General features: G+C 32.1%; 17 protein-coding genes. 15 read left to right on the top strand and 2 right to left on the bottom strand.

Annotated features, from left to right (window positions below):
* Positions 1-92 precede the first annotated feature (92 nt).
* The 13 genes from QSE00_RS19085 (at position 93) to QSE00_RS19025 (ending at position 9,995) form a co-directional block, all read left to right on the top strand.
* A complete protein-coding gene (locus tag QSE00_RS19085) occupies positions 93-737 on the top strand; it encodes a DUF4377 domain-containing protein (RefSeq protein ID WP_286107094.1) in 645 nt (214 codons plus the stop codon).
* A gap of 165 nt (positions 738-902) precedes the next feature.
* Positions 903-1,478 carry a Crp/Fnr family transcriptional regulator gene (locus tag QSE00_RS19080; protein ID WP_286107093.1) on the top strand — a complete coding sequence of 192 codons (576 nt, stop codon included), beginning with the start codon at positions 903-905 and terminating at the stop codon, positions 1,476-1,478.
* 54 nt (positions 1,479-1,532) lie between these two features.
* Entirely contained in the window at positions 1,533-2,204 is a 672-nt protein-coding gene (locus tag QSE00_RS19075) for a DUF4386 domain-containing protein (protein ID WP_286107092.1), read from the top strand.
* A gap of 66 nt (positions 2,205-2,270) precedes the next feature.
* The gene (locus QSE00_RS19070; protein ID WP_286107091.1) at positions 2,271-2,819 is read left to right on the top strand and encodes a DUF3575 domain-containing protein; all 549 of its coding nucleotides are present in this window, start codon (positions 2,271-2,273) and stop codon (positions 2,817-2,819) included.
* 1,172 nt (positions 2,820-3,991) lie between these two features.
* Positions 3,992-4,249, top strand: coding sequence for an RNA polymerase sigma factor (locus tag QSE00_RS19065; protein ID WP_286107090.1), 258 nt, complete (start codon positions 3,992-3,994; stop codon positions 4,247-4,249).
* A gap of 113 nt (positions 4,250-4,362) precedes the next feature.
* Entirely contained in the window at positions 4,363-4,488 is a 126-nt protein-coding gene (locus QSE00_RS19060) for an RNA polymerase sigma factor (RefSeq protein WP_353477486.1), read from the top strand.
* Positions 4,489-4,492: 4 nt separating this feature from the next.
* Positions 4,493-5,164 (top strand): hypothetical protein, encoded by a 672-nt coding sequence (locus QSE00_RS19055; RefSeq protein WP_286107088.1) that lies wholly within the window; start codon positions 4,493-4,495, stop codon positions 5,162-5,164.
* A gap of 665 nt (positions 5,165-5,829) precedes the next feature.
* Positions 5,830-6,507 carry a response regulator transcription factor gene (locus tag QSE00_RS19050; protein ID WP_286107087.1) on the top strand — a complete coding sequence of 226 codons (678 nt, stop codon included), beginning with the start codon at positions 5,830-5,832 and terminating at the stop codon, positions 6,505-6,507.
* On the top strand, positions 6,504-7,784 hold the full coding sequence (locus QSE00_RS19045; RefSeq protein WP_286107086.1) for a sensor histidine kinase: 1,281 nt from the start codon (positions 6,504-6,506) through the stop codon (positions 7,782-7,784). Before QSE00_RS19050 ends, QSE00_RS19045 begins: the two co-directional genes overlap by 4 nt.
* A 52-nt stretch (positions 7,785-7,836) precedes the next feature.
* The gene (locus QSE00_RS19040) at positions 7,837-8,055 is read left to right on the top strand and encodes a hypothetical protein (protein ID WP_286107085.1); all 219 of its coding nucleotides are present in this window, start codon (positions 7,837-7,839) and stop codon (positions 8,053-8,055) included.
* Between the two features lie 122 nt (positions 8,056-8,177).
* Positions 8,178-8,630, top strand: coding sequence for a PepSY-like domain-containing protein (locus QSE00_RS19035; protein WP_286107084.1), 453 nt, complete (start codon positions 8,178-8,180; stop codon positions 8,628-8,630).
* A gap of 416 nt (positions 8,631-9,046) precedes the next feature.
* Positions 9,047-9,523 carry a hypothetical protein gene (locus QSE00_RS19030; protein WP_286107083.1) on the top strand — a complete coding sequence of 159 codons (477 nt, stop codon included), beginning with the start codon at positions 9,047-9,049 and terminating at the stop codon, positions 9,521-9,523.
* Complete coding sequence (locus QSE00_RS19025; protein WP_286107082.1) at positions 9,498-9,995, top strand: ClbS/DfsB family four-helix bundle protein; 498 nt, start codon at positions 9,498-9,500, stop codon at positions 9,993-9,995. Before QSE00_RS19030 ends, QSE00_RS19025 begins: the two co-directional genes overlap by 26 nt.
* 311 nt (positions 9,996-10,306) lie before the next feature.
* On the opposite strand, the gene QSE00_RS19020 is transcribed toward QSE00_RS19025, so the two are convergent.
* Both QSE00_RS19020 and QSE00_RS19015 read right to left on the bottom strand, forming a co-directional pair.
* Entirely contained in the window at positions 10,307-10,747 is a 441-nt protein-coding gene (locus tag QSE00_RS19020) for a hypothetical protein (RefSeq protein ID WP_286107081.1), read from the bottom strand.
* On the bottom strand, positions 10,728-11,180 hold the full coding sequence (locus tag QSE00_RS19015; RefSeq protein ID WP_286107080.1) for a hypothetical protein: 453 nt from the start codon (positions 11,178-11,180) through the stop codon (positions 10,728-10,730). Before QSE00_RS19015 ends, QSE00_RS19020 begins: the two co-directional genes overlap by 20 nt.
* A gap of 654 nt (positions 11,181-11,834) precedes the next feature.
* On the opposite strand from QSE00_RS19015, the gene QSE00_RS19010 reads away from it, so the two are divergent.
* Entirely contained in the window at positions 11,835-12,650 is an 816-nt protein-coding gene (locus QSE00_RS19010) for an alpha/beta hydrolase (protein ID WP_286107079.1), read from the top strand.
* Between the two features lie 179 nt (positions 12,651-12,829).
* The gene (locus QSE00_RS25255) at positions 12,830-12,937 is read left to right on the top strand and encodes a VOC family protein (RefSeq protein WP_353477485.1); all 108 of its coding nucleotides are present in this window, start codon (positions 12,830-12,832) and stop codon (positions 12,935-12,937) included.
* Positions 12,938-13,046 lie beyond the last annotated feature (109 nt).

Raw genomic sequence — 13,046 nt, 5'->3', positions numbered from 1 at the left:
TAGATTCTATTCTTATGCACCACTATACGACAACGCAACTAATTCCAAGATTTATCATCTATAATAAATTTATAACATAACTTTTAAAAGAAATGAGTAGAGTACATCTATATATAGGCTTAATACTTTTGGGCTTGTTTTTTACCAATTGTCTAAAAGATGAAGTAATTGATAAAGAAAAAATTGTTGAAATAGCAATTTACCCTGAAACTGGATATGGTGCAAGTTTACTGAGTGATATTTGGACCCAACCTATTATTTTTTCTGACAATGATGACAATCAAAAACAATTGTTGGTTGATATAATTTTTGAAGGTCTGGATATTGGCTATGAAAGGGGATATAAATATACAATAAGGGCTAAAAAAGTGTGGATGCACGAACCGCAGCAAGACGTTTCCTCGATTAAGTATGTTTTTATTGACCTTCTTTTCAAAGAGAAGGTTATTACTGAAAATAGTGAAGAGAACATGGAACTTTTTGTATCCTCTGAAACTGTCCAATTTACGCCTAAATATCCTGGCGAATTTGAAGCTGATCAATCTCCAAAGATTTATAAGGCTTTACATACAAAGAAGCCTGGATCAGATAATTGGATGACTCTACCCCAGATTGAAGGGTTCGACTTCGAAGAAGGTTATGAGTATGTGTTAAATATTAAAAAAATCACACAAGCTGATCCATACTTAATTAGGTTTGTATTATTGGATATAAAATCGAAAACACTAAAGAACTAAAGAAAAATAACGCATGATATAAAGTAGAGCCGAAAAAGGTTTAAGGGTAATGCCCAGGTCATTACCTTCATTAAGTTCAAGGTGACTTGCTAACGAATTTCTCCGAAATCCCTTTCAGATTTTATTGCCAGTATTGTATGATATTACGCAAAAACCTATATAAACGTGAAAAACGAAATACTACAGTACCTTTCAAAATATACTAAAATTACTAATGAGTTAGAATGTGCAATTATAAAAAGTACTTTTATTGAAAAATTTAAAAAAGGAACAATCCTACTTAATGAAGGAGATATTTCAAATGAATGCTATTTCTTATTAAAAGGTTGTATAAGAAGTTATATTATAGAAAATGGTGAAGAAAAAACTATTGAATTTTATACGGAGGAACAAGTGGTTACGCCAACTAACTATGGAAAATCCACACCATCAAACTGTTATATAGAATGTGCGGAAAATGTCATAGTCAGTGTAGGTAATCCTAAATTGGAAAAAGATACATTTTTACAATACCCACAATTAGAGTCCTTATCGAGAGTAATTGCGGAGGTTGTCTTGGCTAAGAATCAAGACTCCTTTGCTAAGTTTAAGACATCTAGTCCTGAGGAAAGGTACTTGAATATGCTACAAGACAGACCTGAATTAATTCAGCGAGTTCCTCAACACCAAATAGCTAGTTATTTAGGTATAAAACCAGAATCATTAAGCAGAATAAGAAAGAGAATAATTAACAAGAATTAATTTCTTAACTAAAGTCAATGAATTGAATATTATATCCATCTACTTTTACAGTATATGGAAAATAAACAATATCCAAAAATAGCTGGATTTCTAATTTTTATCGGTTTAACAACTGGTGTTTTAAGCATTGTTCCCTCTGTTGAAAGTGAAAATTATCTTGGAATTGTTTATCAAAATAAAACCGAAGTCTTAATTGGAGCACTTTTTCAATTTCTTCTAATTCCCATCTATATAGGTTTCACCTTAATATTTTATTATCTATTAAGACAGTATAACAGCATTCTTTTAATCGGGTTTATTGGATTTCGATTCATGGCTGGAGTATTTCAGTTATTAGGAATAATATTATTACCGGTATTTATCCTTTTGAGTGAAAAATATTCGACTGAAATAAATTCCAATCTAATTTATGAAACAGCCGGTGAAATATTGAAATTTTCTAGAGATTTAATTAATCACTTAGGCGTAATTATAGCAACAGGATTAGGAAACTTACTTTTATATAGTATACTTTATAAAGAAAAGAATATTCCTATCTGGCTATCCTTATGGGGAATAACAGGAAATGTATTAATAATGATAGCTGGCTTTTTAATTTTATTCCAACTAATTGAAGTCATTTCAACTGAATATATAATTATAGCAACTCCTATTTTAGTACAAGAAATAATTTTGGCTATCTGGCTTATAAAAAATGGGTTGAAGCATACAAAAATGTCATTTTAAGAATAGTCTCAATACCACTAAATATTTGTAATCAAACTTTAAATAAATAATATTTTCCTAAATTTTATGAAAAAATCCTTTTTAATAACAGCTACGCTATTTTCAATTCTTATAGTCAATGGACAAAATCAAAACGATACAGTTCCTAGATTATTCGAAAATAGTAATGAACTGAAAATTAATGTATATTTCACGGCTCTTGGTTTGTTTGAAGGAACTTATGAAAGAAATTTAAACAGTAAATCATCATTAGGAATAACTGGATTGTATGCTTTTAGCCAAAAATACGATGAGGATGTAAATTTCCAAATATCGCCATTTTATAGGAGATACTTTGGTAAAAAATATGCTTCAGGTTTTTTTACGGAAGGATTTGCAACACTTGGCTCAACCGATGGTAAACAATTAATGGATTTCAATGGAAACATAACTGAGAATGAAGGTCCTGATGTAATCGATTTATCCCTCGGTTTTAGTGTTGGTTTCAAATGGGTTACCAAAAGTGGAATTACTTTTGAGGCTTTATTTGGAATGGGAGGGAATTTATTCAATGCCGATAAAACAGACCATAACATTATTAATCGTCGCGCGATAGGCATAGGTTACCGATTTTAGAGAGCATATAAACGCTATACAATACCTAGTCTTATGAATAGCAATAGACTATCCCTATAACTTTAGTGACTATATTAATTTTTTGCTTTTAGTCAGTTCGTAATGTTGATTTTGGTGTGTTAGTTTGTTGATAAACCTTTTCAGGTTTTTGCTTGGTTGTCAAATATTCAAAACCATATTTAACTTGGTAGGCAGGTCTTATGTTTGATCGACCTAAGATTAGAACATTACTCGCATCTATACGATTATAGGTTATAAATATCCCGTCCACTTGATAAAAAAATGTGGTACCCGCCAACGGTGTGACCACTCAGGTTGTTTTGTGGTACAGGCTTTGAATAGTTCGTAGAGAGCTTTGATAACGGATTTATGCCCATCATTTATTCCATTGCCTCTATACTATAAACGGCCTCCGTCTTTATTACCGCCAGTGTACTGCTCAGCATTAACCTAGCTACCTTAAAATCAATGTACTTCAGGTTCCTCCTAAAGTGCCTGTGGTAATGGCCTACAATACAACAGCCAACTGTTTAGCCTGTCAGGCCGCCTCTACGAAATATGCCCGGATCAAACAGTATACCCTTGATGTTATTTCCAGTGCCCTATAATGGGTTCAGCCCACGGAAGCTGGGTTAATGAGCTGTGAACACCTTTCATATTTATCAAAACACCTCTGGGTGTAGTAATCTAGGTGTTCGTGTACTTCCACAACATTGACCTTAAGCCTTGAAAAATTTATGACCACATGCTTCAATATAAGTTCGGGTTGGGAGGCATGAAAAAAGATAAGCCTGAAAAAAGATCCGTGGAACAATGAATCTACCGGTACCGTTTGTGTATTTCGACATCAATGAATAAATTAGGTGTGGCAGTAAATTGAGTAGTCATTTCGTTTTGGTTATAGCTGTAATTTTAAGATATGTACTTACTTCTTTTTCGTAAGTGCTATAAACTATGGCAGGGAAAGTGGTAAATACAAGTTTTGTGATTTTAAGCAATTTTGGTGCCAATCGAAATGAAGGTGCCATGAAAACGACCATGCCATGAAAACGACCAAAAGAATTTCACGAAAACCGTAATAGTACATTAAAGCCAATACATCTTGTTTTTTTTTAAATCAAGTGTGACTTTTTCAATTTTCAAACGAATAATACAGAAAACATCATTTGTTAATGAAATTGAACGAAGAAAATTTTTTAAAGATCTTAAACGGAAATCAAGGAATAGTTCTTAAGATAGTCAATTCTTATTGCAAGGATATGGAAGATAGAAACGACCTTATTCAAGAAATTACTTTGCAATTATGGAAATCCTGGAAAAATTATAATGACGAATATAAAATATCTACCTGGATGTACAGGGTTGCTTTAAATGTGGCTATTTCATTTTATAGAAAAACATCTCGAAAAAAAACCTTATTCACGCATTAAATGAAGAATCAATTTCTATTGGTAATAATGAAGAAATTGACTCATCAGAAAACATAAGGCAACTATATCATTTTATATCAAAATTTAACGCTTTAGATAAGGCATTAATATTATTGTATTTGGATCTATGTAGTTATGAGGAAATTGCTTCGATATTAGGAATTTCAAAAACTAATGTTTCTACAAAAATATCGAGAATAAAAAAACACCTAAAAAAGGAATTCAATCTAAAAAAGTAAAAAAATGAATATACAAGATTTACAACAACAGTGGAACGAACACGGAAATCAAGACGATTTAGTTACCAAACTATTTAAGGAATCTAGACATCTCAAAATTGATATTTTGTTAAAAAGGAATATATTGAATAGTATTCTTTTTGTGCTACTAAATCTAATTATAAATATATATGTTTGGTCAGTTTTAATTTTCAATTTTGACAATATTTCGGCAAGGTATATCGGAATATTATTGCTCATTTTGACCTATGTGGTCTTATTCAAGAACATTCGACAACTAGACTTAATTTATAAAATTAATAACTCAAAGCCTGTTGTTGAAACGCAAAAGTTAATTGGAAAATTAAAAGTTGAAAGAGTGAGGCACAACAGGTTTATTTTTGTTTTCAGCAACTTGTTTTTTTGGTCTGTAATCATCTTGATCTATAAATGGGATTTAGCATTGTTAATTCCTTATCTATGGGAAGAAGCCTCAATTGTAGTAATCATTCATGTCGGTTTTTCAATCATTTGGCTTCCGCTATCTATTTGGATATTAAACAAGTACGATGAAGAAAAATATTCCAAGTTTTGGAGTCGTTTGAACCGGGAATCGTACTTATCCGACCAATCATTGAACACTTCATTGAATGATGCACTATCTTATTTAAAAGAGATCGAAGATTTTGTAAATTAAATGTGCTACAATACCACGTACTATGAAAAATATTAGTTCATATCACCATTTCTAAAAATATAGCAACATCGTAACCGACCTGAGAATAGACTGGTGTAATTAAGTTTTGCCTTCGGATATCACCCGGATAATAAGTATTAAGGGATCCTGTTTCCTGGCTATGGGTGTGGACATGTATTCAAGAATAATCACAGGCTTTGATCTAATTGGTGTCTTGAACTTAATGGATGTCTAAAGGCGTTTAAAAGGGGTTTTTTACCTTTAGCAAGTTAAGCGGTCTATTTTTCCTTTGGACTGGGTTATTCAGTATTGTACCAATATATACGCTGGGATGCTTATAAGATAATGAGGGTCATAATTTTGACAGAAGAAAACCTTTGTTATGAATACACTGTGATAGAAAAAGGTAAACGGAATCCGAATAGACGAATTATACCTCGACCATACCTTTACTGTTGCAATTCAAGTTAAAAAGTCGACGAAAACACAATAGATTTGTACAGCAATAAAAGATTACATTTGGCTATGGATTATATAAGAAATCTAATTACGGCATGAATTTGTGCCTTAAATTAGGCCTTAATCTATTGGCTGCATTATAGTACGCGGCATTTAAAATCAAACAATTCCCACTTCTTTCCAAAATATAAAACTAGATTCGTAATGTGAAGATTTTACTAATTGAAGATGAGCTACAATTGCTCAATAACATAAAGGAATCATTAGAAAAGGAAGATTTTCTAATCGAGACTGCTATGGATTTTAATAAAGGATTACATAAGGCTCTAATTTATGACTATGACTGTATTCTTTTAGATGTAATGTTGCCAAACGGTAGTGGAATTGACGTTTTAAAAGAACTAAAAAAAAATGGGAAATCAGGTAATGTAATAATCATTTCCGCTAAAGACTCTCTAGATGATAAATTACTTGGCTTAGAACTTGGTGCGGACGATTATCTAATAAAACCTTTTCATCTTGCAGAATTGAATGCAAGAGTTAAAGCAGTGATACGAAGAAAGAATTTAAAAGGAAACAATAGCCTTGAGTTTTTGAATGTGACTTTAAATATAGATGAACGAAAATTTACGGTAGATCAAAATGAAATACATCTAAATAGAAAAGAATTTGATTTGCTCTATTACTTTTTGCTCAATAAAAATAGGCTGATTACAAAATCTGCTCTAGCAGAGTTTGTTTGGGGAGATAATTCAGACGACTCCGATAATTTTGATTTTGTATATTACCAAATTAAGAATTTAAGAAAAAAGCTAACAGAATCTCAAGCGCACATTACCATTGAAGCGGTATATGGTGTAGGCTATAAACTTACAGAACAATGAAATTACTCAATCATTCTGTAAAATACCTTTCTATCGCTTTATTCATACTTGTTACCTTATGGTCTGTGGTATTTTATTTTTCAATGTTCAGTCAAGTAAAAGGTACTATGGACGAAGAATTAGAAAACCATAAACGACTTATAATCCAAAACGTTATTGATGATCCTGAAATCCCATTAAAAGATAAGTTTGATGAAAATTTATATACGCTTCAAAAAATAAACTCTGAGAAGGCATTAATAGCTAAGGATACCTATTCTGATACTAAAATTTATATGCAAGATGCCGATGATGAAACTCCTGAATTGGAGCCCGTAAGAATGTTGTCAACGGTATTTAAAGCGAATGAATCATTCTACCAACTTAAAATTGCTAATCCCATCATAGAACAAAATGACCTAATTAAAGCTTTGTTGTGGAATGTGATGGGACTTTATATCGTCCTTATATTAGGTATAGTTTATATAAACAATATTACCCTTAAAAAAATATGGCAACCATTCTATATTCTAGTTTCGGAGCTTAAATCCTTTAAAATTGAGAAATTAAAGCCATTATCGTTAGAAAAAACCAAAATTAAAGAGTTCAATGACTTGCAACGAGCAGTAAATCTAATGGCCGAAAATAGTCTTAAGGTTTATGCCCAACAAAAGGAATTTTTAGAAAATGCGTCCCACGAATTACAAACACCTCTTGCCATCGCAAGCAATAAATTAGAACTATTGTTTGAAAATGAAACGCTTCCCGAGAATCAAGCAGAAAAAATAACGGAAACATATCAAATTTTACAGCGATTAATCAAACTAAACAAATCTCTATTGCTACTTTCTAAAATAGAAAACAAACAATTTTCTGAAATTGAAGAAATAATTATAAACGAAATCGTAAAACAAAATTTAAACGAATTGGAAGGTCTTGTAAACTATAGAAATATAAAACTTGATTTTACCGAAGAAGCAAAATTAACAATCCTAATAGATAGAACACACGCCAATATTCTTATTTCAAATCTATTTAAAAATGCGATTTTTCATAATGTAGATAATGGTATTATAGAAGTTGGCATAACAGCAAATAGGATGTCGATCAGTAATACAGGATATCCTATTGCTTTAGATAAAAACAAAATTTTTAATCGCTTTTATAAGGAAACTACTTCAAATAAAAACACAGGACTTGGTTTGGCTATTGTTAAAACGATAGCGAATCTATATGATGCTAAAATCAACTATCATTTTACTGGAAAAAAACATTGTTTTGAATTAATATTTGATTAGCTAAATAAATTCCCAAGTCTTTCCAAAATCACCCTCTAGATTTGTGGTATTAATGAATCAAGAAAATTTAAAAATGACAAAGCAATTAAAATTAATATGTTTACTTTTTACAGGAACGGTAATGTTCGGCCAAGACTTTTCTGCAAGTCAAATACCATCTGTAGAAGTAGATCAGTTTATCATCGATTTTCCAAAAGCCAAAGATCTAGAAAGGGAATTAACCAAAGAGATAATAACTTCAATAGAAAAAGTTTTCTTACCGCAACTATAGATGATGCAAAAATTAATAACTGAATATGAGAGAGTTTCCTGCACAGTAGAAATTGAAATAGGAAATCAAAACCAAAATTTATTTTTAATCCAATACGGAATTATAATTTAATAAGAAGGTATATGAAATCATTTAAAACATTAATAGTATTAGCTCTTGCTGTTTTTTTAACATCTTGTTCCAAAGCTGACGACAACATTAACGAAGTGGCTTTGTCAGAAAGCGAAATCCCGGCTTGTATATTTGCTTACAAAAAAGAACATTTTCCAGATCATGCCTTAATACGGGTAATAAAAGATGCTGAATTGGGAAATAATACTTATGAGGTATATTTAACAGGTAATTTGGAATTGGATTTTAATGTAAATTGTGAAATCATAGACATTGACGGTAATATGAAATTGCCTAAATCGGTAATTCCGCAGGCCTTGTTCGATTATGTGATTCAAAACTATTCAGCCAATTTCATTACAGATTGGGAGTTAGAATTTAACCATCAGCAAATCGAGTTAGACAACGGTATGGAGTTAGAATTTGAAATGGATGGTGCTTTTAGGAAAATTGATAATGACTAAAGCCAATACACTGGCTAGAAAAAAGTATAAAAGCAATAGCGGTTCAGGTGCAAACTCGAACCGCTATCGTATTTAACTAATTATATGGCCTATCAAATAGTAGTTGCTTCTGTATCCGCTGTAGCTCTTATAATGTCTCATTTTCCCCTCGTTAGCGGGAATGCTTTATGTCAGGATGTTTCGGTGGCTAGTTCCGGCCGTTCCGTTTAAATATGGACCACTTATGATGGAAAGCCACTATAAATATTCCCTAGTTAAAAGCAAAAATTCATAAATTGTGAGGAATATAAAGGATCAAAGTTTAATTTTAAGGTCAGGCGAAAACCGGCACCACATGGTTCAACGGCTGACTACATCAAGCAGCACCTGTGGCTTTCTTCATATAATTCTATTATGTTAGGTCTCATTAATTTGAAATGACAGACAGAAAGGAACATATTAAAACAAATATTCAAGTTCTAAGAAATGAGCTCGAACAACTTTTTGCCTTTTTTGAGCAAGGCCATGATTATAAAATAATGGTTTATGAATTTTGGAATGCAAAGGACATTCTTGGACATATAACTTTTTGGCATGAGAGTTTTGCAAGGAATATTTCGGATTTAGGCAAGGGCATTGAACCAAAACCGTTGAAAGGAAAGTTGTCGGAAATCAACAAACAAAGTGTTGAAACAACAAAAAACGAATCCATAAACAACTTAATCAAACGTCTGAAGGATGCTCAGAATACTATTGAAGCATTTATATATGCAGATACAATCAATATGATTCCATATAAAAAGGACTCACGGGATTACTCAAAGACTGAGCATTTGGAAGTCGTCTCTAATCATATTCACAAACATTTAAGAGATATTCTTAATACTTATGGCAAGACCAACAAACAAAACTGAATTACTCGATTTAGGCAAAAAAAACTTTGAACTTCTTAGGGATTTCATTGACGGCTTTTCTGAGAAAGGACAGAATTCAGAATTCCCAATAGGAACAATGAATAGAAATATCCGGGACGTATTGATGCATCTTCATCATTGGCATCTTATGATGATTGATTGGTATACAATCGGAATGAAAGGTGAAAAACCAGAAATGCCAGCTAAAGGTTACACTTGGAGGACCGTCCCAGAACTAAATAGGTGGATTTGCGAAAAATATAAGGACACCTCTTTAGAAGATGCCAAGAAAAATTTCAATTCAAGCTACGAAAAAGTTAGAAGTTTGATCGAGAAACATGGTGACGAAGAACTATTTGAAAAGAAAAGGTACAAATGGACTGGAACTACTTCATTGGGAGCATACTTCGTCTCAGCTACTTCGAGCCATTATGACTGGGCTATTAAATTGATAAAGAAAGCGAAGAAGTGAAACCAGGCCCAACACCGTGCATGCCATAATAGCCCATAACCATGCAATTACTAATATACAAATACCTTAGGGGTAATTTACTTTAAAATTTTTAGGAGCAGCGCAGACTTATCTAGGTAGGCGATTATACAGATGTCATCCTCGTGCCTTTGTATATATCCACCAAAACTTTAATTGGAAGAATTAAAAGGATCAATATCAAATAGCAAGGTAAGTGCAATAACGACACCGCTAAGATCAATGGCGGATTAAATAGGCCTGCGCATTTTGCTTACGTGATTTAATCCTATGATGTTATCAAACATTTGAAATCACTTTAAATTATCTGTGCAATATGTTCGAATGGATTCTAAAGATTCTCTTGCTATTATTAAATCTCTGGGGTCAATTTGATAATTTTTATATCTTGAATTATGGCAAAGGTCATACAGATCATTATAACTATTCCAAATTTCAACAGTAGTGTTATGCTTTACAAATTTCTTCATTACGTCATGAGGAGTTCCTTGACAAAATCTTGAAAAAACCTGTTTATACTCATTATATGAGCTAAAATCTCTTTTTTTTCCTTCATCCTCTTTTCCTGGATGTAAATATGAATCGGGAAAAAGACTGCCCTCGAAAAATTTGAGTGAACAATAAAATGCAGTTGTGATTTCCCAATCAGGGAAATCAGTCGATTGTTTAATGTAATTGTGAGCGTTTAAGTTGTGGGATGCGTGGTCAAATGCATTATACTTTTTCTGTGCCATATTTAAAAATAAAGCCATCAGAAGTAACATTATCTACCATTAGTTCTTCCGAATTAGACATAAATGAAAATGTCAAATCAATTCTACTATTGGTGCTATTAATGTGCTCAGATATTTTATAGGAATTCCAGCGTTTTTCCTTTGAATAAAAATCTTCTTCATTAACAATTACTAGACACTTAAAAGTATTGAAATTGATGATCTTCAAGTACATGTCCTTAACATCTACCTCAATTTCTGATAATTTGGATTTTAATAAAGAGGATGAATGGGCCGCTGATTGAATATTCTTCTTGAAATCAACTTCTACTTCTTTTTGAAAATCTTCACGACCCCTTACATAGGAAGAATGTAAAAGTTCACTTATGGTAAGTTGTTCTCCAACAATACCAAAGTCTAAAAGATTTAAGTTATTCTCTGATTTACCCAACATAAAAAGTGCGCTTTCAATTAAAGTCCAATTGCTAAAATTATACTATTCGAAAACTCGTGCAAAAGTAATGATTCTGTTTGTGAAAAACAATAGTCCTAATATTGACTGTAATTCAGATAAAAATACCAAATTAAATGAATAAAAAAAATGATTATCTACAAAGTATAAAAAAATAACAAGTTTAACAGCAATACAATGTTTAAACTTTATCTATAAAAGCTATATGATAGGAAAAGTATGCGTTTGTTTCAACACTACTTTTTCCAAGTGATCCGAGAGTGTCCAATGGCTTAAAATCGTTGCCCGACTGTTTGAGATTTTTAGAACCAAATCGCAGGTATTATATAGCGGTAGCGAGTGCCAAACCGCCGTAAAGTGGATTTCTAATTAACCAAGGTTTTGGGTGTAATGGAAAAAGCTTATGTTTTTTTAGAATTATATAGGTAGTTTAGCAATATTTATAGCCTACATGAACGGGCTGCTTTTACTTTTACGGAAGGCAGTAAATCAAACAAACACTTCTTTAAATTTTAGATTATATTAGTGGACAACTACATTAATAATGGAAACAAAGCAGATTTGAACTTCTGAAAATTCACCCAATATGGCGGATATATAATTTGCCATTGGCACTCAATTGAAAATCAACCGAATATGAAAAAGACATTTTACTTTATACTTATTACGATTTTGATATTTAGTTGTAGAAACAGAGGAGTGCTATATAATGACCCAATACCACTACACGATAGTTTAAGGATTTCTTCACAATTTGTGAACGAAGACAGATTAATTAATATTTGGACACCACCAAACTATAAATTTTCGACCGATAGCTTTCCAGTTCTTTATATGCCTGATGGTGGAATAAACGAAGACTTCCCACACATAGCTAATACATTGGAGTCATTATTATCTGAAAATAAAATTCCCCCTTTTATATTAGTTGGAATTGAAAATACCGAAAGAGGGCGTGATTTGACCGGATTTTCGGAAGCTGAATATGACAAGCAGTTTTGCCCAATTACAGATGGAGCTAAAGACTTTAGAGCATTTAGTTCGGAAGAATTAATGCCAGAAATCAATAAAAAATACCGAACAACAAATAGAAAAGGAATAATAGGAGAATCACTAGCAGGACTTTTTGTAATGGAAACATTTTTTACCAAACCGAATACATTCAATTTTTATATCGCAATGGATCCTTCTCTTTGGTGGAATAATCACTATTTGGCGAAAAATTCAGATTCACTATTATCTGAATTCCCTAACCAAAATTTAAAGCTGTGGTTTGCCGATTCAAGCGCAGAAGACATTTCGCAATTCACTAAAAGTGTTGAAAAAACTCTAAAAACAAGTGCACCGGCAAAATTGACTTGGAAATATTCGGACGAACCAAACGAAAAGCACAGCACCATTTTCAGGGCAACAAAAGAAAAGGCTTTGATTTGGTCTTTAAACGAATTATAACGCATGCCAACAGTGCTATAAAAAAATAGCGGTTTTCGTGCTTAAAAGGAATGGAATTTTATAAATTCAATTCAGTACAAATCCAAAATGTTTGTATGGAAAATTAGTTACTTTTCTTAAATACGACTGTTGGCTTTTATGGAGAGCAAGCTTTTCGTAAACCAATTGAATTAAAAAACATGAATCCAAGTATTTCAGTAATATCGTTAGGGGTATCTGACCTGGAAAAATCAGTTGAATTTTATAGGGATGCACTTGGACTGCCGACACAGGGATTTCCATGTTAAAACCAAGAAAAAAATGACAAAAGTCTCAAGCTATATTTTTGACATAGGGTTGTTGTCTTTTAATGACAGCACAGACCCTATGTACAAGCTTGTTCCTTACGTTGTTTAC

The organism is Arenibacter flavimaris (assembly GCF_030291335.1).
Lineage (GTDB): Bacteria > Bacteroidota > Bacteroidia > Flavobacteriales > Flavobacteriaceae > Arenibacter.
This window is presented reverse-complemented; position numbering and strand designations above follow the sequence as displayed.

Coding starts and splice junctions, on each gene's coding strand:
- QSE00_RS19085 (WP_286107094.1), top strand. CDS start 93: ATGAGTAGAGTACATCTATATATAGGCTTAATACTTTTGGGCTTGTTT.
- QSE00_RS19075 (WP_286107092.1), top strand. CDS start 1,533: ATGGAAAATAAACAATATCCAAAAATAGCTGGATTTCTAATTTTTATC.
- QSE00_RS19070 (WP_286107091.1), top strand. CDS start 2,271: ATGAAAAAATCCTTTTTAATAACAGCTACGCTATTTTCAATTCTTATA.
- QSE00_RS19065 (WP_286107090.1), top strand. CDS start 3,992: ATGAAATTGAACGAAGAAAATTTTTTAAAGATCTTAAACGGAAATCAA.
- QSE00_RS19055 (WP_286107088.1), top strand. CDS start 4,493: ATGAATATACAAGATTTACAACAACAGTGGAACGAACACGGAAATCAA.
- QSE00_RS19045 (WP_286107086.1), top strand. CDS start 6,504: ATGAAATTACTCAATCATTCTGTAAAATACCTTTCTATCGCTTTATTC.
- QSE00_RS19040 (WP_286107085.1), top strand. CDS start 7,837: ATGAATCAAGAAAATTTAAAAATGACAAAGCAATTAAAATTAATATGT.
- QSE00_RS19035 (WP_286107084.1), top strand. CDS start 8,178: ATGAAATCATTTAAAACATTAATAGTATTAGCTCTTGCTGTTTTTTTA.
- QSE00_RS19030 (WP_286107083.1), top strand. CDS start 9,047: ATGACAGACAGAAAGGAACATATTAAAACAAATATTCAAGTTCTAAGA.
- QSE00_RS19025 (WP_286107082.1), top strand. CDS start 9,498: ATGGCAAGACCAACAAACAAAACTGAATTACTCGATTTAGGCAAAAAA.
- QSE00_RS19020 (WP_286107081.1), bottom strand. CDS start 10,747: ATGGCACAGAAAAAGTATAATGCATTTGACCACGCATCCCACAACTTA.
- QSE00_RS19015 (WP_286107080.1), bottom strand. CDS start 11,180: ATGTTGGGTAAATCAGAGAATAACTTAAATCTTTTAGACTTTGGTATT.
- QSE00_RS19010 (WP_286107079.1), top strand. CDS start 11,835: ATGAAAAAGACATTTTACTTTATACTTATTACGATTTTGATATTTAGT.
- QSE00_RS25255 (WP_353477485.1), top strand. CDS start 12,830: ATGAATCCAAGTATTTCAGTAATATCGTTAGGGGTATCTGACCTGGAA.